Genomic DNA, 24,536 nt, shown 5'->3' with positions numbered 1-24,536 from the left:
CATGAGCAACCTGCCGATCTTCGACATCGCCGGCTCCGCGCTGCAGGCGCAGTCGGTGCGCATGAGCACCATCGCCTCCAACCTCTCCAACGCCGACACCGTCGCCGGTTCCGCCGACGCCGTGTACAAGCCGCTGGAACCGATCTTCCAGGCCGTCACCAGCAAGAACGATCCGAACATCACGTCGGTGAAGGTGAAGGAGATCACCCAGAGCGAGGCCGCGCCGATCAAGCGCTACGAGCCCGGCCATCCGCTGGCCGATGCCGACGGCTACATCTACCAGCCTGATGTCGATCCGGTGGCGCAGATGGTCAACCTGATCTCGACCTCGCGCAATTACCAGGCCGGCGTGGAGATGTTGACCACGGCCAAGGAACTGGCGCTGGCCACCCTGACCATGGGCCGCTGAGGCCCGCAGTACCGGATACCGCCATGACCACCTCCGTCAACAACCAGACCAACCAGGACGTCTACGCCGCGCTCGGCCTGAACGCTCCGAACAGCAACGCCACGAAAAAGAAGAACACGCTGGACCAGGCCGATTTCCTGCGGCTGATGACCGAACAGCTGCAGCACCAGGATCCGCTGAAGCCGATGGACAACACGCAGATGGTCGCGCAGATGGCGCAGATGTCGACCGTGCAGGGCATCACCGATCTGAACAAGACGGTGAAGGGCTTCCAGGAGTCGATGGCCAGCGACCAGGTGCTGCGTGGTGCGGCGCTGGTCGGCCACCAGGTGCTGGTGCCGTCGGAAAAGCTGGTGCTGGAGAAGGAAGGCAGTGTTGAAGGCACGGTCGCCGCACCCTCGGCCGGCATCATCACCGTGGACATCACCGATGCCAATGGCACCAAGGTCACCTCGCTGAGCGTGGAGGCCAAGGCTGCCGGCGAAACCGCCTTCAAGTGGGACGGCAAGGACGCCAACGGCAAGCGCATGGAACCCGGCAAGTACAGCGTGGTGGCCAACCACGTCGACACCGCCGGCAAGAGCACCAAGCTGTCCACCTACGTGCAGGCCCCGGTGGAAAGCGTGACCGTCGGTTCCGACGGCCTGTACCTGAATCTCAAGGGCCTGGGCACGGCCCCGATCGACTACGTGCTCCGCGTCAGCTGAGCCGCACACCCCGCACTTACCAGGAGCATCCCATGGGCTTCAATGTCTCGCTGTCCGGCATCAATGCCGCCAACTCCGACCTGAGCGTCACTGCCAACAACGTCGCCAACGTCAACACCACCGGCTTCAAGGAGTCGCGCGCCGAATTCGCCGACCTGTTCTCGGCCACCGGCTACGGCCTGTCGAAGAACGCCGTGGGTTCGGGCGTGCGCGTCTCCAACGTTGCCCAGCAGTTCAAGCAGGGCCACAACGAACAGACCGGCCGCAGCCTGGACATGGCCATTTCCGGTGAGGGCTTCTTCACCATGAACATGAACGGCACCCGCGTGTATTCGCGTGCCGGCAACTTCCAGACCGATGCCTCCGGCTTCGTGGTCAATCCGCAGGGCGCGCGCCTGCAGGTGTTCGCACCGAATGCCGATGGCACCAACTTCGATTCCGGCCGCATCGTCGACCTGCAGCTGCTGACCACCGACAGCGCGCCGAAGCAGACCAGCGAAGTGAAGGTCGGCTTCACCCTGCCGGCCAACGCCAAGCCGCCGACCGTCACCACCTTCGACCCGACCGACTCCAACACCTACAACCACTCCAGTGGTGGCATCACCGTGTACGACTCGCTGGGCGTGAGCCACATCCAGGTCTCGTACTTCGTCAAGGGGGCCAACCCCAATGAGTGGACCGTGCGCAACTACGTGGACGGCCAGCCGGCCGGCACGCCGACCCCGGTCACCTTCGACAACAGCGGCAAGCTGACCGCACCGACGGACGGCAAGGTCAGCCTCGGCACCTTCACCCCCAACACCGGCGCCGGCCAGTTGAACATGACGCTGGATATCACCGGCTCGACCCAGTACGGCGAGAAGTTCGCCCTGCGCAACACCCAGCAGGACGGCTATGCCGCCGGCAAGCTCAACGAGATCACCGTGTCGGAGACCGGCGTGGTCTACGCCCGCTACTCCAACGGTGCCGACAAGCCGCTGGGCCAGGTCGCGCTGACCACCTTCAACAACCCGCAGGGGCTGGAGTCGAAGGGCAACAACCTGTGGGTGGATACCTTCAGCTCGGGCACGCCGCGTACCGGCATGCCGGACACCTCCAACCTCGGCAAGATCCAGGCCGGCTCGCTGGAAGCGTCCACCGTCGACCTCACCGAGCAGCTGGTCAACATGATCACCGCGCAGCGCAACTTCCAGGCCAACGCGCAGATGATCACCACCCAGGACCAGATCACCCAGACCGTCATCAACATCCGTTGATGAGCTGCTGACCCTGCTACGGAACTCCCCGCATGGATAAAGCCCTTTACGTGGCGATGACCGGTGCCCGCGCCTCCCTGCAGGCGCAGGGTACGCTCAGCCACAACCTCGCCAACTCGGACACCCCCGGCTTCAAGGAAGCGCTGGCCAACACCGAAGCCTTCCCGATCCGCGGCCCGGGCTTTGCCTCGCGGGTGGATGCGCTGCACGTCGACGCCGGCTTCAACCGCCGGCCCGGCGCGCAGCACATCACCGGCAAGCCGCTGGACCTTGCACTGCAGACCGGCACCTGGCTGGCCGTGCAGTCCAGCGATGGCAGCGAAGCCTATACGCGCGGCGCTGCACTGTCGGTCACCCCGAACGGCCAGCTGGTGACCTCCAGCGGCCGCCCGGTGCTGGATGACAACAACAATCCGATCGCCATTCCGCCCTACCAGGCGATGGAGATCGGCGCCGACGGCACGATCTCGATCATCCCGCAGGGCGAAGGCCCGCAGACCATGGCCCAGGTCGGCCGGATCAAGGTCGTGCAGGCCCCGGACGAGCGCCTCGAGCGCGGCCTCGATGGCCTGTTCCGCAACACCGATCCGCAGCAGCCGTTCGCACCCGCGCAGGGCACCGCCGTGCACAGCGGCCAGTTGGAAGGCAGCAACGTCGATGCCGCCGGTGCACTGGTGCAGATGATCCAGCTGCAGCGCCAGTACGAAATGCAGGTGCAGGTGATCAAGCACGGCGACGACAACGCGCGCAGCGCCAACAGCCTGCTGCGCCTGGGCAGCTGACGGAATTCCGGCGCCGCCCGAGCGCGGCGCTGGCACACCGCTTGCAGACCCGCTACCAAGGGCCGCATCGCGCGGCCGGTTCCACCAGACAGGACACCGAAGATGAACCAGGCATTGTGGATCGCGAAAACCGGACTGGATGCGCAGCAGATGCGCATGTCGGTGGTTTCCAACAACCTCGCCAACACCAACACCACCGGCTTCAAGCAGGACCGTGCCAGTTTCGAAGACCTGCTGTACCAGCAGGTGCGCCAGCCCGGCGGTTCCTCGTCGGCGCAGACGCAGCTGCCGACCGGCCTGCAGCTGGGTACCGGCGTGCGCGTGGTGGCCACCGCCAAGAACTTCGAACAGGGTGGCCAGCAGCAGACCGGCCGCGCCCTGGACGTGATGGTCAACGGCCGTGGTTTCTTCGAGGTGCAGATGCCCGACGGCAGCTCGGCCTACACCCGTGATGGCTCGTTCAAGATCAACCAGGACAGCGAGCTGGTCACCAACAGCGGCTATCCGGTGCAGCCGGGCATCCAGATTCCCGAAGGCGCGCAGTCGGTGACCATCGGTACCGACGGCACCATCAGCGTGAAGATGGCCGACGGCGCCGCCTCGGTGGAAGTGGGCGCGTTGACCCTGACCGACTTCGTCAATCCGGCCGGCCTGCAGGCCCGCGGCGAGAACCTGTTCCTGGAGACCACCGCCTCCGGCCCGGCACAGAACGGCAACCCCGGCCTCAACGGCCTGGGCACCGTGGTGCAGGGCGCGCTGGAAGGCAGCAACGTCAACGTGGTGGAAGAGCTGGTGTCGATGATCGAAACCCAGCGCGCCTACGAAATGAACGCCAAGGCGATCTCCACCACCGATTCGATGCTCGGCTATCTCAACAACAAGCTCTGACCGGCCCAACCGGGAAACCGCCATGTCGCCCATTTCCACCTTCGCCCGCACTGCCCTCGCCTGCGCCGTGGCCGCCCTGCTCGGTGGCTGCGTGATCGCCGGCGACGTGCGCCCCTACGCGGCGATGGCGCCGATCCAGCCGATCATGCCGCCGCAGGCCGCGCCGACCGCCGGTGCGATCTACGCTGCCGGCCCGACCCTGCAGCTGTATTCGGACCGTCGCGCACGCGACGTCGGCGACCTGTTGACCATCACCCTGCTGGAAAACACCACCGCGCAGACCAGTGCCAACACCGCCACCAACAAGGAGTCGAACCTCAACCTGGGGACGCCCTCGATCCTCGGTGCGCCGGTCACCCTGGGCGGCAAGGACATCCTCAGCGCGTCGGCCACCGGCAAGCGTGATTTCACCGGCAAGGGCAACAGCGCGCAGAGCAACCGGCTGCAGGGCAGCGTCACGGTCACCGTGGTGCAGCGCCTGCCCAACGGCAACCTGGTCGTGCAGGGGCAGAAGAACCTGCGGCTGAACCAGGGCGACGAACTGGTGCAGGTGCAGGGCATCGTGCGCCCCGGCGACATCAGCCAGGACAACACCATCCCCTCCAGCCGCGTGGCCGAAGCCCGCATTGTCTACGGCGGACGCGGCCCGGTCGCGCAGTCCAACGCGATGGGCTGGTTGAGCCGCTTCTTCAACTCCGGCCTGACGCCGTTCTGAGTATGGCCATGAAAGCTCTCTTCTCTTCTACGTGGCAGCGACGCATCGCGTCGCTCTACGGATCATTCTTCCTCCTGCTGGCAATGGCTGCGCCGGCCAGTGCCGAGCGCATCAAGGACCTGGCCCAGGTCGGTGGCGTGCGCGGCAATGCGCTGGTGGGCTACGGCCTGGTGGTGGGCCTGGATGGCAGCGGTGACCGCACCAGCCAGGCACCGTTCACCGTGCAGAGCCTGAAGAACCTGCTCGGCGAGCTGGGCGTCAATGTGCCGCCGAACGTCAACCCGCAGCTGAAGAACGTGGCGGCGGTGGCGATCCATGCCGAACTGCCGCCGTTCGCCAAGCCGGGCCAGCCGATCGACATCACCGTGTCCTCGATCGGCAATGCGGTGTCGCTGCGTGGCGGCTCGCTGCTGATGGCTCCGCTGCGCGGTGCCGATGGCCAGATCTACGCGATCGCCCAGGGCAACCTGATCGTCGGCGGCTTCGGTGCGCAGGGCAAGGACGGTTCCCGCGTCTCGGTGAACGTGCCCAGCGTCGGCCGCATTCCCAACGGCGCCACCGTTGAACGTGCCCTGCCCGATCCGCTCGCCAATGGCGGCGACATCACCCTGAACCTGCACAACAACGATTTCACCACCGTCTCGCGCATGGTCGCTGCACTCAACAACGCCTTCGGCGAGGGCGCGGCGCGTGCCGTCGATGGTGTAACCGTGGCGGTCACCGCACCCACCGATCCCGGCGCGCGCATCGGCCTGCTGGCACGCATCGAGAACCTGGAGCTGACCCCGGGCAGCGCGCCGGCCAAGGTGGTGGTCAATTCGCGCACCGGCACCGTGGTCATCGGCCAGCAGGTACGGGTCGGCCCGGCCGCGATCTCGCATGGTTCGCTGACCGTGACGATCCAGGAAAACACCAACGTCAGCCAGCCCAACGCCCTGTCCGGCGGCCGCACCGTGGCCAGCCCACAGTCGACCATCACCGCCACCAACGACGGCAGCCGCATGTTCAAGTTCAGCGGCGGCACCACCCTGGACGAAATCGTGCACGCGGTGAACGCCGTGGGCGCGGCGCCGGGCGATCTCATCGCGATCCTGGAAGCCCTGAAGCAGGCCGGCGCATTGAGTGCCGAACTCGAGGTGATCTGACATGCGCATCAACCCCGCATTCGATCTGCACCCGGCGCAACAGAACGATCCGGCCAAGATCGACAAGGTCGCGCGCCAGCTGGAAGGCCAGTTCGCGCAGATGCTGGTCAAGAGCATGCGTGACGCCAGCTTCGGCGACTCGCTGTTTCCCGGCGAGAACAAGATGTTCCGCGACATGTACGACCAGAAGATTGCCGAGGCGATGACACGCGGCAAGGGCCTGGGCCTGTCGGGCATGATCAGCCGCCAGCTGTCCGGCCAGGCCACCGATGGCCCGGCACTGGATACCCGCGTGGACCCGGCCAAGGCCAGCCGCGCGTACCAGCTGAACGCACCGGCCAGGCCGGCACCGTCGCTGCCATTGGAAGACGGCAGCCAGGCCGTGCGCCTGCTGCAGCAGATGGCGGCCGGCGCACAGTCGGGCGCACAGGCCGCGGTGGCACCGATGGAGCAGGCACTGGACCTGATTGCCGGCCGCGAGAGCAGCAGCATGCACCGCGCGCTCGGCACAGACGATCCCTACATCGGCAGCCTGCAGGGCGATGACTGGGCGGCTGGCAGCGACCAGTGGTCGGCCACTGCCAGCAATCGCGGTACCGCGATCAGCCCGGCCGATGCCCTGGCCACCCGCACTGCCGTGGCGCAACTGGGCGAGCACACCCCGGAGGGCTTCGTGGCCAGCATCTGGCAGCACGCGCAGAGCGCGGCCAAGGAGCTCGGCGTGGATGCCCGCGCCCTGGTCGCGCAGGCCGCGCTGGAAACCGGCTGGGGCAAGCGCCACATCAAGCATGCCGACGGCAGCACCTCGCACAACCTGTTCGGCATCAAGGCCAATGGCTGGAGCGGCCAGCGTGCCGTGGCCGGCACCCATGAGTATGTCGATGGCGTGCGCCGCAACGAGACCGCCAGCTTCCGTGCCTACAGTTCGCCGGCCGAAAGCTTCGCCGACTACGTGCGCCTGTTGAAGACCAGCCCGCGCTACCAGCAGGCGCTGCAGGCCGGCACCGACGTGCAGGGCTTCGCGCGCGGCCTGCAGCGTGCCGGTTATGCCACCGATCCACGCTACGCCGCCAAGATCGCCGCGATCGCCGGGGGGCCGACCATCGAGCGCGCCGTAAGCGCCGTGGCCGACGCCGGCACGCGCCTTGGCCAGACCTTCGCCAGCACCGCAACCGCGGCGCTGGGTATCACTCGTCGTTGAGGAACCCCATGTCCAGCGTACTTTCCACCGGTACCGGTGCCCTGCTCGCCTTCCAGCGTGCGTTGGCGACCACCAGCCACAACGTGGCCAACCTCAATACTCCCGGTTACAGCCGGCAGAAGGTCAACTTCGCCACCGCTGATCCGCAGAACTACGGCTATGGAACGGTCGGCAACGGCACCCGCATCACCGACATCCGCCGCACCGCCGACCAGCTGGCGATCTCGCGCCTGCTCGACAGCAGCGGCGAGCTGGCGCGCCTGAAGCAGCTTTCCGGCATGGCCGACCGGGTCAACTCGCTGTTCTCGGAAGGCGCGACCAACATTGCCGGCGTCTGGTCGAACTTCTTCGACTCGGTCAGCGGCCTGTCCTCCAACGCCTCCGGCACCGCCGACCGGCAGAACATGCTCGACGGCGGCAAGGCCCTGGCCAACCGCTTCGTGCAGCTCAACACGCACCTGAACAACCTCAACGGCGAGGTCAACAACGGCCTGCTGGCCGGTGCCACCGAGGTCAACCGCCTGGCGCAGGAGATCGCGCAGATCAACGGCGCCATCGGCACCAACATCGCCAATGCCGCGCCGGACCTGCTCGATCGCCGCGACCAGCTGATCACCCAGCTGATCGGCTATACCGGCGGCACGGCGGTGATCCAGGACGGCGGCATCATGAATGTCTACACCGCCGGCGGCAACGCATTGGTGGTGGGCACCACGGCGACCAAGGTCACCACGGTGGCCGACCCCTACCAGCCCGAGCGCCTGCAGCTGGCGCTGGAGACCCAGGGCAACACGATCCGGCTTGACGCAAAGGCCGTCGGTGGCCAGATCGGCGGCCTGCTGGAATTCCGCGACACGGTGCTGACCCCGGCCCAGGCCGAACTGGGCAAGCTGGCCGTCGGCCTGGCCGAGACCTTCAACCAGACCCATCACCAGGGTGTGGACATGTATGGCCAGCTGGGCGGTGATTTCTTCAACATCGGCAATCCGCGCGTCACCGCCAACAATGCCAACACCGGCACGGCCAGCCTCAGCGCCACCTATGGCGACCTGGGCAAGCTGGACGCACAGAACGTGGTGCTGCAGTTCGATGGCACCCAGTGGAAGGCCAGCCGCGCCGACACCGGCGCCAACGTGCCGCTGACCGGTACCGGCACCGCCGCCGATCCGCTGGTGATCAATGGCGTCAAGCTGGTGGTCGGCGGGACCCCGGCTGCCAATGATCGATTCCTGCTGCAGCCCACCGCAGGCGTGGCCGGCAGCATGGAAGTGGCGATTACCGATCCCTCGCGCATCGCCGCCGCTGCGGCGGTGAAGGGCGCTGCCGCCACGTCCAACACCGGCACCGGCAAGCTGAGCGGGGTCACCGTCAGCGATTCGACCAACGCCAACCTGCGCAATCCGGCTGCGATCGTGTTCACCTCGGCCACCACCTACACCATCGATGGTGGCCCGCCGCAGACCTACACCCCGGGCCAGACCATCAGCGCCAATGGCTGGAGCTTCGTGCTGGACGGTGCGCCGAAGGTCGGCGACACCTTCAACATCACCCCCACCCCGGCCGGCTCGTCGGACAACAGCAATGCCTCCCGGCTGGCCAAGGTGGAGAGCGCGAAGGCGTTCAACAGCGGCACGGTCACCCTCAACGGTGCGCTGGGCGGCCTGACCACCCAGGTCGGCGCTGCCGCACGTTCGGCCGAGTATTCGCTGGAAGCGCAGCTGGTGATCAACGACAAGGCGCAGGAAGCGCGCGACGAAGTGTCCGGCGTCAACCTGGACGAGGAAGCGGCCGACATGCTGCGCCTGCAACAGGCCTACCAGGCCGCCTCGCAGCTGATTTCCACCGCCGACAGCATGTTCCAGACCATCCTGGGAGCCGTCCGCCGATGAGCAGCCGCATCTCCACCAGCATGATGTTCAACCAGTCCGTGTCGCTGATGATGGCCAAGCAGGCCAAGCTCAGCCACCTGGAGCAGCAGATCGCCACCGGCAGCAAGATCGTCAGCGCCAAGGACGATCCGGTCGCCGCCGGTGCCGCAGTCGGTCTTGACCGCAGCCTGGCCGCGCTTGACCGCATGAAGCTCAATGCCGGCAACGTGCAGAACCGGCTGGGCGTGCAGGAAAACACCCTGGCCCAGGTCAACGACCTGATGGCGCGCGTCAATGATCTGACCATCCAGGCCAGCAACCCGGCGCTGAGTGCACCGGACAAGAAGACCCTGATCACCGAGCTGAACCAGATCCGCGATGGCCTGCTGTCACTGGCCAACGCCGACGATGGTACCGGCCGCTACGTGTTCGGCGGCACCAACGACGGCGACCCGCCGTTTGCCAAGATCAACGGCAAGGTGGTCTACCGGGGCGACCAGACCCAGCGCCAGATCGAAGTCGGCCCCGATACCTACGTGCGCGATGCGCTGCCCGGCAGCGAGATCTTCATGCGCATCCCCACCGGCGATGGCTTTGTCGATGGCGGCGCGGCGGCCGGCAACACCGGCAACGGCGTGCTGACCAACATCACGCGCGACGGCAGTGACAGCTGGAACGGACAGGCCTTCAGCATCCGCTTCACCGCTGCCGACCAGTACCAGGTGCTGGACGGCGCGGGCAACGTCACCGGTACCGGCACCTACAAGGCCGGTGACAACGTGGAAGTGAACGGGGTGCGCCTGCAGATCACCGGTGCACCCGCTGCGGGTGACAGCTTCAACGTCACGCCCGCGAGCAGCCGCGACATCTTCGACACCATGGACAAGCTGATCGCCGCGCTGGATGCCGACACCGGAACCACCGCGAAGATGTCCGCGCAGCAGAACGAGCTGCAGAGTGCCCTGCGCGACGTGGCACGCGCCTCCGAACGCATGATCGATTCACGTGCCGCAGGCGGCGCACAGCTGAAGGCATTGGATAACGCCGCGGACATGCGCGAGGCCAACGGCGTGACCCTGAAGACCACGCTGTCGCAGATGCGTGACCTGGACTATGCCGATGCATTGAGCCAGTACCAGCTGCAGAGCACCGCGCTGCAGGCGGCACAGACGATCTTCTCGCAGATGCAGTCGATGTCGTTGTTCAACAAGATCCGCTGACGCTTCCCTCGCGTCACCCCTGAAAGGCCGCGATGCCCTGCATCGCGGCCTTTTTCGTTTCCGTGCCCGGCGCCATGCCCGCTGCGGCGGAATACCCGTGATTGCCCATCAAGGCCGGCGCTGCCCCGCCGATACCTTCATCAGCGCTGGTCGGGCCTGCCCCGACCGCCCCTTTCCGGGATTGCCTTCACGCCCTTCCAGGGCTGAAAAGCCCGGTAAAAACAGCCTCCAGCAGCGAATTACGGCTCCAGCGGAATTCACGGCTAAAGGTTGTTGACAAAGCGCCGTTATTCATTTGGCAACAGCGAAGCACACAGCCACACAAAAAAACCGGCGGCGCTTCGTTTCATTCACCAACGGGTTCCATATAAGAGGAGACGACCCCATGGCACAGGTAATCAACACCAATACGATGTCGCTCAACGCTCAGCGCAACCTGAGCACCAGCGGCAGCTCGCTCGCTACCACCATCCAGCGCCTCTCGTCCGGCCTGCGCATCAACAGCGCGAAGGACGACGCGGCCGGCCTGGCCATCAGCGAGCGCTTCACCACCCAGATCCGTGGTCTGGACGTGGCCATCCGCAACGCCAACGACGGTATCTCGCTGGCCCAGGTCGCCGAGGGTTCGCTGAGCGAAGTCGGCAACAACCTGCAGCGCATCCGCGAACTGGCCGTCCAGTCCTCCAACGCCACCAACTCGGCCAGCGACCGCAAGGCGCTGCAGGCCGAAGTAACCCAGCTGGTCTCCGAAGTGGACCGCGTCGCCAAGCAGGCCGATTTCAACGGCACCAAGCTGCTGGACGGCTCTTTCACCAGCCAGCTGTTCCAGGTCGGTGCCAACGCCGGCCAGGCCATCGCCATCAACAGCGTGGTCAACGCCAAGGCCGATTCGCTGGGTGCCGCCTCCTTCGCCAACGGCTACACCGGCACCGCGCTGGCGACCGACAAGGCCACCGCCGACACCACCTACTCCGGCCTGCAGATCTCGGTCACCCCGCCGGGCGGCACCGCCACCACGATCACCGTCAACGACTTCACCGTGAAGGCGGGCGAGTCGATCACTTCGGCCACCTCCGCCGCGATCAACAACAAGCTGGGCGAAACCGGCGTCATGGCCTCGGTCAATGCCGGCGTGATCAGCCTGGCTTCGGTCAAGGACGGCCAGACCTTCACCCTGGGCGTCAGCGCCGCGACCCCGCCGACCGGCGCCACCGCCGCGACGATCGCCGGCCTCGGCCTGACCGAGACCAGCACCAATGGCGGCACGCTCACCGGCACCTCGGCCAGCTTCGTCAAGGACCTGAACGTCACCACGGCCGAAGGCGCGCAGAAGGCGCTGTCGATCGTCGACAAGGCCCTGGAATCGGTCAACAGCGTCCGCGCCGACCTCGGCGCGATCCAGAACCGCTTCACCTCGGTGGTGGCCAACCTGCAGACCTCCTCGGAGAACCTGTCGGCCTCGCGCAGCCGCATCCGCGATACCGACTTCGCCAAGGAAACCGCCGAGCTGACCCGCACCCAGATCCTGCAGCAGGCCGGTACGGCCATGCTGGCCCAGGCCAACCAGGTACCGCAGAACGTGCTCAGCCTGTTGCAGCGCTGACATGAGCCGCCCCCGGGGCACGTCGGGGGCGTCTAACCCAACTCACGTGCAACCGCTCAAGGACCTCTCCTCATGGCACAAGTCATCAACACCAATACGATGTCGTTGAATGCTCAGCGTAACCTGAGCACCAGCGGCAGCTCGCTGGCCACCACCATCCAGCGCCTGTCCTCCGGTTCGCGCATCAACAGCGCCAAGGACGACGCCGCCGGTCTGGCGATCTCCGAGCGCTTCGGCACTCAGATCCGCGGCACCGACGTCGCCATCCGCAATGCCAACGACGGCATCTCGCTGGCCCAGGTCGCCGAAGGTTCGCTGACCGAAATCGGCAACAACCTGCAGCGCGTCCGCGAGCTGTCGGTGCAGGCGTCCAACGCCACCAACTCGGCCAGCGACCGCAAGGCGCTGCAGGCTGAAGTGACCCAGCTGGTCTCGGAAATCGACCGCGTCGCCAAGCAGTCGGACTTCAACGGCACCAAGCTGCTGGACGGCACGTTCTCCAGCCAGCTGTTCCAGGTCGGCGCCAATGCCGGCCAGGCCATCGCCATCGACAAGACCATCGATGCCAAGGCCAACGCCCTGGGTGGTGCACAGTTCTCCAGCGGTACCGCAACCGCAATCGCCGGTACCGCTGACACTGACACCGCAGTGGGTGCGTTCACCATCACCGACAGCAAGGGCACCGTCTTCAACTTCGGCGCCATGACGGTCAAGAGCGTCGGTGACGCTGCCGCCAACACCGCTGCAAACGGCAAGGCCGTCGTTGCCGCCATCAATGCGAAGATCGGCGAAACCGGCGTGCTGGCCGAAACCGATGCCGCCGGCGCACTGACCCTGACCTCGGTCAAGGACAGCGTGAACAACGCGGGCGCTTTCACTGCCATCGGCAGCTCGCTGGCCGGCTTCGCCGCAGCAACCCCGGTCCCGGGCAAGCAGTTCGCCGACAAGATCGACGTGTCCACCGTGAAGGGTGCGCAGCAGGCGATGGAAGTGGTCGACAAGGCCCTGGGCGCGATCAACAGCACCCGTGCCGACCTCGGTGCGATCCAGAACCGCTTCACCTCGGTGGTGGCCAACCTGCAGACCTCGTCGGAAAACCTGTCGGCATCGCGCAGCCGCATCAAGGACACCGACTTCGCCAAGGAAACCGCCGAGCTGACCCGCACCCAGATCCTGCAGCAGGCCGGTACGGCCATGCTGGCCCAGGCCAACCAGGTGCCGCAGGGCGTGCTCAGCCTGCTGCGCTGATCCGCTCCCTGATCGACCGCCGGGCGGCATCTGAACCGCCGCCCGGCGCCTGAAACACGTTCCACCTTCGCCAAAGGAAAGCACCATGGCACAAGTCATCAACACCAACACCATGTCCCTGAATGCTCAGCGTAACCTGAGCACCAGCGGCAGCTCGCTGGCCACCACCATCCAGCGCCTGTCCTCCGGTTCGCGCATCAACAGCGCCAAGGACGACGCCGCCGGTCTGGCGATCTCCGAGCGCTTCGGCACTCAGATCCGCGGCACTGACGTCGCCATCCGCAATGCCAACGACGGCATCTCGCTGGCCCAGGTCGCCGAAGGTTCGCTGACCGAAATCGGCAACAACCTGCAGCGCGTCCGCGAGCTGTCGGTGCAGGCCTCCAACGCCACCAACTCGGCCAGCGACCGCAAGGCGCTGCAGGCTGAAGTGACCCAGCTGGTCTCGGAAATCGACCGCGTCGCCAAGCAGTCGGACTTCAACGGCACCAAGCTGCTGGACGGCACGTTCTCCAGCCAGCTGTTCCAGGTCGGCGCCAATGCCGGCCAGGCCATCGCCATCGACAAGACCATCGATGCGAAAGCGGGTTCGCTGGGCACCTCGACCTTCGCAAGCGGCGCAACTGACGTACTGGCCGCCAGTACCGACGGCTCGCGCATTACCGGCAAGGTAATGGGCGTGGACATCGGCACCGTCGAGATCAAGGCCGGCGCCTCCACTGCCGATGCGTCCAAGGCTGTCGCCACGGCGATCAATGCCAAGATCGGCGAAGCCGGCCTCTATGCCGAGGCGAATGCCGATGGCTCGATGAAACTGACCTCGGTGAAGGAAGGCAAGGCGGTCGTCGCTGCCGACATCGCGCTTGAGCGCAGCGACCTGAACGCCGGCACCGGCGTGTGGGGCGCGAAGAATGCAGCCGCTGGTTACACCGCTGGCACCGCCACCGCTGCCAACGTGCAGAAGCTGGACGTGAGCACGGTGCTTGGTGCACAGCAGGCAATGGAAGTGGTCGACAAGGCCCTGGGCGCGATCAACAGCACCCGCGCCGACCTCGGTGCGATCCAGAACCGCTTCACCTCGGTCGTGGCCAACCTGCAGACCTCGTCGGAAAACCTGTCGGCGTCGCGCAGCCGCATCAAGGACACCGACTTCGCCAAGGAAACCGCCGAGCTGACCCGCACCCAGATCCTGCAGCAGGCCGGTACGGCCATGCTGGCCCAGGCCAACCAGGTGCCGCAGGGCGTGCTCAGCCTGCTGCGCTGATCCACGGCAAGAAGGCGCCGCTGCCGTCGGATTGAACCGACGGCAGCGGCAACCCGGAAGCCACGGTGCACGAAGGCGCGGGCCATGCCCGGCCCGGGAACCCTCCCGAACCGGCTTGGCATCGCCCGCTCCTGCGGACCTCTCTTTCAGCGCTGTACCTTTGACTGTACGTACCGGGCGGCTTCGTCTCCCCCCGATTGTCAGTAGCCTGATCCCTCCCCTGCATTGGGGGAGGGTTTTTTGCAGACTCCCGGCAGCCCGCGGTGAACCTCCCCGCACCCTGCCCCAACCCTCCTGCAACCTGCGTGCCAGAACCCGCGCCAGAGCATTGGCACGGCGCATGCATCAACGAAGTCCTCAAGACCCAGCGGCACAGGCCGCTATTTTCGTTGACGACGGGCCACCGCACGACGGCCAGGCCCGTATACCAGGAGAAACGACGTGGCAGACTTTGGATACGGTGGCATTGGCTCGGGACTGGATATCTCCAGCATCGTCAACCAGCTGGTCGCAGCCGACCGCAAGCCGGCCGACAATGCACTGAACCTGCAGCAGTCCAAAGCCAAGATGCAGCTGTCGTCGATCGGCACCGTCACCTCGGCCTTCGACAAGCTGAAGACTGCACTGACCGCGCTGAAGGCCACCACCGCCTTCGATACCCGCACGGTGACCGCCAGCGGCAAGGCGCAGCCCGCCAATACCGAGGATGTGCTGACCGCATCGGTGGCGCTGTACGACCTGGGCACGACCAAGGCGGCCGCGTCCAACGGCACGCACCAGGTGGAGGTGACATCCCTCGCCACGGCACACAAGCTGATTGCCGACACCTCGTTCCCGAAGACCGACACCTTCGGCGCCGGAACCTTGACGCTGACCGTCGGCGTGGGCGACAAGGCCAAGACCATGAACGTGGCGGTGGAGGACGGCGACACGCTGACCACCATCCGCAACAAGATCGATGCCGCCGGCCGCAAGGAAGGCGTGCAGGCCACACTGATCACCTCCGGCGACAACCAGTACCTGTCGATCGCCCAGGAGAAGACCGGTGCCGCCAATGCGATCAAGCTGGAGTACGGCGGCAGTGATCCCAAGCTGGGCGCACTGGTCGGCAGCCTGAAACAGAACACCGCTGCAGCGGACGCCGAACTGACCATCGATGGCGTCAAGGTGGTCAGCGCCAGCAATACGGTGGCAGATGCGGTGCCTGGCCTGACCCTGAACCTGAAGGTTCCCGGCAAGAGCACGGTCGTGATCAGTACCGACACGGCCGCCGCCACCAAGGTGATGCAGGAATTCGTGACCGCCTACAACGCGGCCATCGCAGCGATCAACACCGAAACCAAGTACGACGCCAAGACCAAGGAAGCGGCCACGCTGACCGGCGACGCGCAGATGCGTGGTGCTGCCAGCCAGCTGCGTTCCATGATGTCGGGCGTGCTGAAGGAGCTTTCCGCCGACGGCCTGGACCCGAAGGTACTAGGCCTGCAGACACGCGGTTATCCAAACGCCGACGGCAGCCTGGTGCTCGACACCACCAAGTTTGCCGCCGCACTGGCCAGCCAGCCTGAAAAGATCCGCTCGGCCATCACCGGCGACACCGGCGGTGCCGGCACGCTCTACACCATGGTCGACGGCTATGTCAGCACCACGGTCGGCAAGGAAGGCGCCTTCGTCGCCCGCACCAAAGGCCTCAACACCACGCTGGACAACATCGACAAGCGCCGCAAGGACCTGGACACGCGCATGAAGGGCGTGGAAGAGCGCTACAAGAAGCAGTTCATCGCGCTGGACAGCCTGATGGGCAAGCTGCAGCAGAGCAATACGTCGCTGCAGCAGCAGCTGGCACAGCTGAACCGCTGAAGGTCTACGCGCAACGCTCAAGTTTGGCGTGCAACGCACCGATAACGGACGCAACAGCAATCATCGCCGCGCCGCCGGCAACGATCCCCTCGATCGCCCGGCGGCACCCCGCGCAAGGAGAATCACGAATGTACGGTTCCAGCCGTCAATATGCCGAACAGTATCGCCAGGTGGGAGTGACCAGTGCGGTCGCCGACGCCGATCCGCACAAGCTGGTGGCGATGCTGCTGGCTGGCGCGCTGGAGCGCGTGCGCCGCGCCCTGGCCAGCCTCGAGCGTGGCGACCAGGCCGGCAAGGGCAAGGCGATCGGCGAAGTCTGCGCGATCGTCGGCCACCTCAACGGCTCGCTGGACCATGAGGCCGGTGGCGAGATCGCCGGCAACCTGTCGGCACTCTACGACTATGTGCTGCAGCGCCTGACCGAGGCCAACCTGCACAATGATCGTGCAGCGCTGGACGAAGCCCTGCAGCTGCTGGGCGAAATCGACAGCGCCTGGAACGCGATCCCGCACGAACAACGCCGCCCGGCCGCGGTGGCGCCATGAGCCTGCACGAACTGCACGCGCAGCTGGACGCGTTCGAGAAGGCACTAGGCGAAGAAGCCCTCGACCAAGCCGACAGCCTGCTCGACGGCCACGACAGCGCCCTGCATGCCCTGCTCAGCCAGCCGCTCACCGCGGCCGACCACGCGCCACTGAGCGCACTGTTCGAACGCCAGCAGAACCTGCTTGGCCTGCTGCGCCAGCGCCGCGACGCAGTCGCTGCCCTGATGAACGATGGACAGCGTTCTCTTCGCGCGGCGCATGCCTACCTGCAGGCAGAATCGCTGGCATGACCCAACTGCCGACAACGTCGCTGCACCACCCCGCCGAAAGCGAGCTGTTCGACGAAACGCTCAGCTGCGAACTGGCCCTGCCCGCCGAGTTCCAGCCCGGCAGTGCCGCCGGCCGCACCAGCAGCGCCGAAGGCCTGCTGCGCAGCCTGGCGCTGGTGGAAGACAGCCGCGTTGACGAGCATGACGACCGCAACGAGGCCAGCCTGCAGCTGCAGCGGCTCGAAGCCAAGCTGGACCTGGCGATGGTGCTGCTCGGCCGGCTGGTTCGCCAGCAGGGCCAGGAACTGACCCTGCGCCCGGTGCGCTGGTCACGCCGTGGCATCCGCCTGCAACTGGGCCCGCGCAGCGGCGCCATGCCTGGCCAGGCCGGGCTGGTGCGGCTGCAACCCAGCGACTGGCTGCCCGACCACATCGACCTGCCGGTGGAAGTGATCGCCGAAGCCGCCGACGGCGGTGGTGGCCATTACCTCTGGCTGCGCTTCCAGCGCCTCGGCGACGGCCTGGAAATGGCCATGGAGCGGCACCTGTTCCGCCTGCACCGCCGCCAGGTGGCCGAGGCTCGCCGGGCCCGCTGAAACCCACCATTGCGATGCAGGACAGGCAACGCTTGGCGCGCCCGTTCAGCTAAGTTAAGGTGGACTCCCCTACACGGACCAGTTGCGTGCCTGTGCGAGTTCTCATCGTCGACGATCACACCCTGGTCCGCGCCGGCCTGGCGCGGCTGCTGCAGGGGTTTGCCGACGTGCAGCTGGTTGCCGAGGCCAGCAATGCCGAACAGGCGTTGCAGCTGGCCCTGCAGCATGCGCCGGATGTGGTGCTGATGGATCTGTCGTTGCCCGGCCGCACCGGCCTGGAAGCGCTCAGTGACATCCGCCTGCGCGCGCCCGGTACCCGGGTGGTGATGATGACCATGCACGACGATGCCGCGCATGTGCGCGATGCACTCGATCGCGGCGCGGTGGGCTTCGTGGTCAAAGATGCCGCGCCGCAGGAGCTGGAACTGGCCCTGCGTGCCGCGCACGCCGGCCAGGTGTTCCTCAGCCCGCAGATCTCGGCCAAGATGCTGGCGCCCATGCTGGGCCGCGAGAAGCCCACCGGCATCGCCGCGCTGTCGCCGCGCCAGCGCGAGATCCTGCGCCGCATCGGCAAGGGCGAGAGCAACAAGGAAATCGCCGCTGACCTCGGCATCAGCGTCAAGACGGTGGAGACCCACCGCGCACGCATGATGGAGTCGCTGGGCTGCCGCCGCGCCAATGATCTGTTGTTGCTGGCCGCCCGCCACCAGCACGAGCTGGAGTGAATCGGCATACCGGCGGCGACGAAATCCCGTCGCCCTGACAGGCCCCGACAGGAATCCGTACACGCCGCGTAGCAGACGCGGCAGGGCCGCCACCACGAATCAATGACTTGGCGGCGGCCTTCGTCAACATCCCGCGTCAATGTAGGGGAAATCCTTACATCCTGTCGGGAGATCCACGAAAGCCCTCAGGAACCCCCCGATTCCGCACCCGTCGGATCAAAAGCAAGATGCGTTCCACAAGGCGCCGGGGAGCGGTGCCGGGGAACCACGATGAAGGCTGCACTCTCGACCCAGCTGGGCCAACAACTTCACCTCACCCCGCAGCTGCTGCAGTCGATCCGGCTGCTGCAGCTTGATGGCCTGCACCTGGAACAGGAAATCCAGCGCCTGCTGGACTCCAACCCGCTGCTGGAGATCGAAGAGGCCGAAGCCCCCGCCGCCGAGGCCACCGAGGCCAGCACCACCACGCTGGAGACGGCCGCGTTCGACGAGCTGCCGGAATCCTCGATGTGGGACGTAGCCGGCACCAGCTGGCAGGACGGCGACGACGACCGCATGGCGCGCATCGCCGCCGGTGAATCGACCGATCCGCAGCTGCGCGTGCTGCAGCGCCTGTCGCTGGACATGGACGACCGCGGGCTGGCCGTCGCTGCCTTCTGGCTGGACCACTGCGATGACGCCGGCTACCTGCAGGCACCGCTGGGCCAGCTGCAGCTGCTGGCCAGCGCCCAGTTCGACATCGACGCCGATGGCGTGGAAGCGATCCGCCAGCAGCTGCTGCACGGCGAACCGGCCGGCATGGCCGCGCAGGACCTGCGCGAAGGCCTGCAGGCGCAGCTGCGCAGCCTGCACGGCGTGGTGCCTGCTCGCCACCTGGCCGCGCGCATCCTGGACGGCGCGCTGGACGCACTGGCCGCGCACGACTACCCCGCCCTCGCCCGCCAGCACGACGCCGAGATCGACGACGTGCGCGAAGCGGTGCGCCTGATCCTCTCGCTGCAGCCGCGCCCTGGCGACAGCCTGTTGCCCGAGCGCAACGCCGTGGTGGTACCGGACGTGGTCGCCTGGCACGCCGACGCGCAGTGGAAGGTGGCACTGAACCCGGCCACCAGCCGCCGCGTGTCGATCAACAGCCAGTACGAACAGGCGCTGGCCGACAGCAACGACGCCGCCCCGGCCCTGCGCGAAATGCTGCAGGAAGCGCGCTGGTTCAGCCGCGGCCTGTCGATGCGCTACGACACCCTGCTGCGGACCGCGCGGGTGATCGTCGAGCGCCAGGCCGCTTTCCTGGTGCGTGGCGAGGAGGCCATGGCGCCGCTGACCCTGAAGGAAGTGGCCGAGGAAATCGGCATGCACGAGTCCACCGTCTCGCGCATCACCACCGGCAAATTCCTGCAGACTCCGCGCGGCACCTTCGAACTGAAGCACTTCTTCGCCGTGCGCCTGGAAGGCGCCAGCGTCTCCGGCCAGGCGGTAAAGGCCATGGTCCGCCGCCTGATCGATGCCGAGCCAGCCGGCCGGCCGCTGGCCGATGAAGCGATCGCCGGGCTGTTGTCGCGCCAGGGGGTGAACATTGCCCGCCGAACCGTCGCAAAATACCGGGAACAACTGGACATCGCCCCGGCCCGTGAACGGCGCCGGCTCGGCGCCAGGCAACCGCAGCTGGCCCGGGTGGGCTGAAAAGGATGTTGGACATGAACAAGCTTACGGTCCTGCTGGTCGATGACCACGAGGGCTTCATCAACGCGGCGATGCGCCATTTCCGCAAGATCGACTGGCTGCAGATCGTCGGCAGCGCCGGCAACGGCCTGGAAGCGATCGAGCGCTCGGAAACGCTGCGCCCGCAGGTGGTACTGATGGACCTGGCCATGCCGGAAATGGGCGGCCTGCAGGCCACCCGCCTGATCAAGTCGCAGGACGACGCACCGTACATCGTGATCGCCAGCCACTTCGACGACGCCGAGCACCGCGAACACGCGCTGCGCGCCGGCGCCGACAATTTCGTCAGCAAGCTGTCCTACATCCAGGAAGTCATGCCGATCCTGGAAGGCCTCAGGGAGGATCGATCGTGAGCGAATCGCGCATCCTTGTACTGGACAACGACGCCGTGCGTGCCGAGCGCACCGTTGCCCTGCTGGAATTCATGGACTTCAACCCGCGCTGGGTCTCCGACGCGGCCGATTTCGACCTGGGCCGCCAGCGCCAGAACGACTGGATGGCGGTGATCGTCGGCAGCCTGGATGACAGTGCCGCCAGCACTGCGCTGTACCACTGGCTCGGCGGCAGCAGCCTGCCGCCGCCGGTGCTGCTGGCCGACGGCGATGCCGCTGCCTTCGCGCAGCAGCATGGCCTGCACGAGGCCAACATCTGGCCGCTGGAGACCCCGCTGCGCCACGCGCAGATGGAAGCCCTGCTGCGTCGCGCCAGCCTCAAGCGCCTGGATGCCGAGCACCAGGCCGGTGCCGTGCAGGAGCAGGGACCGACCGGCAACGGCCCGGCCGTCACCGAACTGCGCACCATGATCGAGCAGGTCGCCGCGTTCGATACCACCGTGCTGGTGCTGGGCGAATCGGGTACCGGCAAGGAAGTGGTGTCGCGCGCCATCCACCAGCGCTCGCCGCGCCGTGACGGCCCGTTCGTGGCGATCAACTGCGGCGCCATTCCGGCCGACCTGCTGGAAAGCGAACTGTTCGGTCACGAAAAGGGCGCCTTCACCGGTGCGCTCACCGCGCGCAAGGGCCGTTTCGAAATGGCCGAGGGCGGCACCCTGCTGCTCGATGAAATCGGCGACATGAGCCTACCGATGCAGGTCAAGCTGCTGCGCGTGCTGCAGGAGCGCAGCTTCGAACGCGTGGGTGGCAACCAGACCATCCGCTGCAACGTGCGCGTCGTCGCCGCGACCCACCGCGACCTGGAAACGCGCATTGCCGAAGGCAAGTTCCGCGAGGATCTGTTCTACCGCCTCAACGTGTTCCCGATCGACGTGCCGGCCCTGCGCGAACGCCGCGAGGACCTGCCGGCGCTGGTGGAAACCATCGCCGCGCAGCTGGCGCGTACCGGCCGTGGCGAAGTGCGCTTCACCGCAGAAGCCCTGCAGGCCCTGGCCGGCTACGAATGGCCGGGCAACGTGCGCGAACTGACCAACCTGGTCGAGCGCCTGGCGGTGCTGCACCCGGGTGGCTCGGTGCGCGTGCAGGACCTGCCGGCCCGCTACCGGGGCGACGCCGCGCTGGCAGCAGTGGCCGCGCCGGCACCGGTGCAGTCCGTCGCCAGCGAAGAACGCCTGGACCTGCGCAGCTTCTCGTTCCATACCCCGGGCAGCGGCAACCAGCCGGCGCTGGAGCATGGCATCGCCGTCAATCGTGTAGCAGCACCGGCCGCCCTGCCCGACGAGGGCATGGATCTGCGCAACCACATGGCCAACATCGAACTGGGCCTGATCAACGAAGCACTGGAACGCACCCAGGGCGTGGTCGCCCACGCCGCCCAGCTGCTTGGCCTGCGCCGCACCACCCTGGTGGAAAAGCTGCGCAAGTACGGCATCGAACGCGAGCAGGCCGAACTGGCCGGCTGAACAGCGTTTCCAGCATGAAGGGGGCACGAACGCCTGGGCTTGCCCGGGCGTTGGTGTTTGTGGGCCTCCGAACCCCGGCAGCGCCAGAATTCCGGCCACCGGACCCTCCAGCCCCAGGCCAGAAAACCGACGCCGGTTAAATGGCGCCTCCATTGGGGTCGGAGCCCGTTGCGTTGCAACGGGATCTGACCCCATCCGATCAGTGCCGGCCAACGGTCGGCACCCACCATCAGATCGCAGAGAACTGTCAAAGGCGGGTTGGGTCCGGTTGCGGGGGCGTGAGCGCCATGGATGGCGCGACCGAGCCTCCATGGGTGAGGGCGCTTTGCTTGCGAAGCACTGCTTCGCAAGCGCCCGAACGCACAGCCGCCAGCGGCTGGGCCGGACCCCGGAGGGGGGTTTACGGCGTCCCCCGCAATCGGACCCGCCCCGCCATCCCACGGATAGCCCGCTTCTGCTGTTGCTGTTGAGGTTGCCGGCCAGCGGCCGGCACTACCGCGGGTGCAGGGCGCAGCCCTGCCAGCACACCCACACCCACACCCTCACGACACTGAATCGAAAACCGGTTTCGGCACGGCACTTGCACAAGCTCCAGCAGACAACCCCATCCCTGTTTCTGGAACCGTTGCAGATGTCCCACTCCGTCACTTCGATCCTCTCCCAGATCCGCTCCTACCAGACCCAGGTGGGACAGTCCGCGGCGCTCAACCCGCTGGCCGAAGCGCCGCGTAGCAATGCCCTGCCGGGCACGGTGCTGGATGCGCCGCAGGTCCAGCCCGCCAGCTTCACCGAAACCCTGCGTGGAGCGATTGCCGGCGTCAACGATGCGCAACAGAAATCCGGCGCCCTGGCCAAGGCCTTCGAAATGGGTGACCCCAGTGCCGACCTGGCCAAGGTGATGGTCGCCTCGCAGCAGTCCCAGATCGCCTTCCGCGCCACCGTGGAAGTCCGCAACCGTCTCGTCCAGGCTTACCAGGACGTGATGAACATGCCGCTGTAAGGAACGTTGACGCATGGCACTGACGCTCTCCAAGGACAGCCTGAACGCCGAGAAGGCCGGGCAATGGTTCGACCGCCTGCAGAGTCTGCAGATCACCCGTCGGCTGGGCCTGATGGCGATGATCGCGGTGGCGGTGGCGGCAGGCCTGTCCGTGTTCTTCTGGTCGCAGAAGCCGGGCATGGTCCCGCTGTATACCGGCCTGGACCAGAAGGCGACCGCTGAAGCGACCGACCTGCTGCGCGCCGCGCAGATTCCGTTCGCGCTCGACCCGGCCACCGGTGGCATCACCGTGCCGGAAAAGAACCTGCACGACGCCCGCCTGAAGCTGGCCGGATCGGGCCTGACCGACAGCGGCAAGCTCGGCTTCGAGCTGATGGAACGCGACCCCGGCTTCGGCGTCAGCCAGTTCGTGGAAAGCGCGCGCTACCAGCACGCGCTGGAAACCGAACTGTCGCGCACCATCAACACGCTGCGGCCGGTGCGCGATTCACGCGTGCACCTGGCCATTCCCAAGCCCAGCGCCTTTACCCGCCAGCGTGACGTGGCCAGCGCCTCAGTGACGCTGGAACTGCGCGGCGGCCAGCAGCTGGAACGCAGCCAGGTCGACGCCATCGTGCACATGGTCGCGGCCAGCATTCCGGACCTCGCGCCGGAACGGGTGACCGTGGTCGACCAGAGCGGGCGCATGCTCAGCGTCAGCGATCCGAACAGCGAGGCTGCGGTCAACGCCGCCCAGTTCGAGCAGGTGCGCCGCCAGGAAACCTCGTTCAACCAGCGCATCCGCGAACTGCTGGAGCCGATGACCGGCCCGGGCCGGGTCAATCCGGAAGTGAGCGTGGACATGGATTTCTCGGTGACCGAGGAAGCCCGTGAGCTTTACAACGGTGAGCCGCAGAAGCTGCGCAGCGAGCAGATGAGCGAGAACAGCACCACCACGCCGGGCCCGCAGGGCGTGCCGGGTGCGACCAGCAACAGCCCGCCGGGCCAGCAGGCCGCACCGGCCACCGCGCAGGCGCCGACCGAAAGCAGCAAGAACGCGACCCGCAACTACGAGCTGGACCGCACCCTGCAGCACACCCGCCAGCCGGCCGGCCGCATCAAGCGCGTCTCGGTGGCGGTGCTGGTGGACAACGTGCCGCGCGCCGGTGCCAACGGCAAGGTTGCGCCGCAGCCGCTGTCGGCCGCCGAACTGACCCGCGTCGAAGCGCTGGTCAAGCAGGCGGTCGGTTTCAACGCCGAGCGCGGCGACACCGTGTCGGTGATGAACGCCCCGTTCGTGCGTGACACCACGCCGGTCGAAGGCCCGGCCTGGTGGGAGCTGCCGTGGGTGCACGATGCCGGCCGCATGCTGCTGGGTGCGGTGGTGGTGCTGGCCCTGCTGTTCGGCGTGCTGCGCCCGGCGCTGCGCGCGATCACCGGCCAGAAGAAGAACGACGAGCAGGCACTGGAGCCGCATACCGCGGACGTGCAGCTGGTGGATGACGATGGCATGCCGCTGCCGGCGCTGGGCGCCGACCGCGCCAGCCTGGGCGGGCCGGATGCACTGGCCCTGCCGGTGGATTCATATGAGGAACGACTGCGGATGGCGCGTGAAGCCGTGAAGACCGACTCCAAGCGCGTGGCCCAGGTGGTCAAGGGCTGGGTGGCCAATGACTGAGGCA

23 protein-coding genes are annotated in these 24,536 nt (G+C 66.8%); all 23 read left to right on the top strand.

Features of this window, described 5'->3' with window-relative positions:
• The first annotated feature begins 1 nt into the window (after position 1).
• Complete coding sequence (flgC, locus tag VN11_RS10480; RefSeq protein WP_005416461.1) at positions 2–409, top strand: flagellar basal body rod protein FlgC; 408 nt, start codon at positions 2–4, stop codon at positions 407–409.
• Between the two features lie 23 nt (positions 410–432).
• Entirely contained in the window at positions 433–1,116 is a 684-nt protein-coding gene (locus VN11_RS10475) for a flagellar hook capping FlgD N-terminal domain-containing protein (RefSeq protein ID WP_053449683.1), read from the top strand.
• A 32-nt stretch (positions 1,117–1,148) separates the two neighbouring features.
• On the top strand, positions 1,149–2,372 hold the full coding sequence (gene flgE, locus VN11_RS10470) for a flagellar hook protein FlgE (RefSeq protein ID WP_053449682.1): 1,224 nt from the start codon (positions 1,149–1,151) through the stop codon (positions 2,370–2,372).
• Between the two features lie 32 nt (positions 2,373–2,404).
• The gene (locus tag VN11_RS10465) at positions 2,405–3,154 is read left to right on the top strand and encodes a flagellar basal body rod protein FlgF (protein WP_006443951.1); all 750 of its coding nucleotides are present in this window, start codon (positions 2,405–2,407) and stop codon (positions 3,152–3,154) included.
• Positions 3,155–3,256: 102 nt separating this feature from the next.
• On the top strand, positions 3,257–4,042 hold the full coding sequence (gene flgG / locus VN11_RS10460; RefSeq protein WP_005409571.1) for a flagellar basal-body rod protein FlgG: 786 nt from the start codon (positions 3,257–3,259) through the stop codon (positions 4,040–4,042).
• A gap of 22 nt (positions 4,043–4,064) precedes the next feature.
• The gene (gene flgH / locus VN11_RS10455; RefSeq protein WP_008266280.1) at positions 4,065–4,757 is read left to right on the top strand and encodes a flagellar basal body L-ring protein FlgH; all 693 of its coding nucleotides are present in this window, start codon (positions 4,065–4,067) and stop codon (positions 4,755–4,757) included.
• A 2-nt stretch (positions 4,758–4,759) separates the two neighbouring features.
• Complete coding sequence (locus VN11_RS10450) at positions 4,760–5,902, top strand: flagellar basal body P-ring protein FlgI (RefSeq protein WP_006443848.1); 1,143 nt, start codon at positions 4,760–4,762, stop codon at positions 5,900–5,902.
• 1 nt (position 5,903) lies between these two features.
• Entirely contained in the window at positions 5,904–7,103 is a 1,200-nt protein-coding gene (gene flgJ / locus VN11_RS10445) for a flagellar assembly peptidoglycan hydrolase FlgJ (protein WP_053449681.1), read from the top strand.
• A gap of 8 nt (positions 7,104–7,111) precedes the next feature.
• Complete coding sequence (gene flgK, locus VN11_RS10440; protein WP_053449680.1) at positions 7,112–8,992, top strand: flagellar hook-associated protein FlgK; 1,881 nt, start codon at positions 7,112–7,114, stop codon at positions 8,990–8,992.
• On the top strand, positions 8,989–10,191 hold the full coding sequence (gene flgL / locus VN11_RS10435; RefSeq protein WP_008266080.1) for a flagellar hook-associated protein FlgL: 1,203 nt from the start codon (positions 8,989–8,991) through the stop codon (positions 10,189–10,191). Before flgK ends, flgL begins: the two co-directional genes overlap by 4 nt.
• Positions 10,192–10,576: 385 nt before the next feature.
• Positions 10,577–11,794, top strand: coding sequence for a flagellin (locus VN11_RS10430; protein ID WP_053449679.1), 1,218 nt, complete (start codon positions 10,577–10,579; stop codon positions 11,792–11,794).
• Between the two features lie 72 nt (positions 11,795–11,866).
• Entirely contained in the window at positions 11,867–13,042 is a 1,176-nt protein-coding gene (locus tag VN11_RS10425; protein WP_053449678.1) for a flagellin, read from the top strand.
• Between the two features lie 85 nt (positions 13,043–13,127).
• A complete protein-coding gene (locus VN11_RS10420; protein WP_053449677.1) occupies positions 13,128–14,306 on the top strand; it encodes a flagellin in 1,179 nt (392 codons plus the stop codon).
• Positions 14,307–14,747: 441 nt separating this feature from the next.
• A complete protein-coding gene (gene fliD / locus VN11_RS10415; protein WP_006443677.1) occupies positions 14,748–16,166 on the top strand; it encodes a flagellar filament capping protein FliD in 1,419 nt (472 codons plus the stop codon).
• Positions 16,167–16,294: 128 nt separating this feature from the next.
• A complete protein-coding gene (gene fliS, locus VN11_RS10410) occupies positions 16,295–16,711 on the top strand; it encodes a flagellar export chaperone FliS (protein WP_053449676.1) in 417 nt (138 codons plus the stop codon).
• Entirely contained in the window at positions 16,708–17,001 is a 294-nt protein-coding gene (locus VN11_RS10405) for a hypothetical protein (protein WP_006443673.1), read from the top strand. The genes fliS and VN11_RS10405 overlap by 4 nt, the downstream gene beginning before the upstream one ends.
• Entirely contained in the window at positions 16,998–17,576 is a 579-nt protein-coding gene (locus VN11_RS10400) for a PilZ domain-containing protein (protein WP_053449675.1), read from the top strand. The genes VN11_RS10405 and VN11_RS10400 overlap by 4 nt, the downstream gene beginning before the upstream one ends.
• Positions 17,577–17,668: 92 nt before the next feature.
• On the top strand, positions 17,669–18,301 hold the full coding sequence (locus VN11_RS10395) for a response regulator (protein ID WP_005413261.1): 633 nt from the start codon (positions 17,669–17,671) through the stop codon (positions 18,299–18,301).
• Between the two features lie 270 nt (positions 18,302–18,571).
• Positions 18,572–19,981, top strand: a complete 1,410-nt coding sequence (gene rpoN, locus VN11_RS10390) for an RNA polymerase factor sigma-54 (RefSeq protein ID WP_053449674.1) — start codon at positions 18,572–18,574, stop codon at positions 19,979–19,981.
• Between the two features lie 14 nt (positions 19,982–19,995).
• Positions 19,996–20,373: a response regulator gene (locus VN11_RS10385; protein ID WP_010485922.1), complete on the top strand. Its 378-nt coding sequence runs from the start codon at positions 19,996–19,998 to the stop codon at positions 20,371–20,373.
• Positions 20,370–21,875, top strand: coding sequence for a sigma-54 dependent transcriptional regulator (locus VN11_RS10380; protein WP_053449673.1), 1,506 nt, complete (start codon positions 20,370–20,372; stop codon positions 21,873–21,875). Before VN11_RS10385 ends, VN11_RS10380 begins: the two co-directional genes overlap by 4 nt.
• 631 nt (positions 21,876–22,506) lie before the next feature.
• Entirely contained in the window at positions 22,507–22,875 is a 369-nt protein-coding gene (gene fliE / locus VN11_RS10375) for a flagellar hook-basal body complex protein FliE (protein ID WP_006443488.1), read from the top strand.
• Between the two features lie 13 nt (positions 22,876–22,888).
• Positions 22,889–24,532, top strand: a complete 1,644-nt coding sequence (fliF, locus tag VN11_RS10370) for a flagellar basal-body MS-ring/collar protein FliF (protein ID WP_008266228.1) — start codon at positions 22,889–22,891, stop codon at positions 24,530–24,532.
• Positions 24,533–24,536: the final 4 nt, after the last annotated feature.

This window comes from Stenotrophomonas maltophilia (assembly GCF_001274595.1).
Taxonomy (GTDB): Bacteria; Pseudomonadota; Gammaproteobacteria; order Xanthomonadales; family Xanthomonadaceae; genus Stenotrophomonas; species Stenotrophomonas forensis.
Note: the sequence above shows the minus strand (reverse complement) of the source record. Positions and strands in the feature narration are given on the sequence as shown.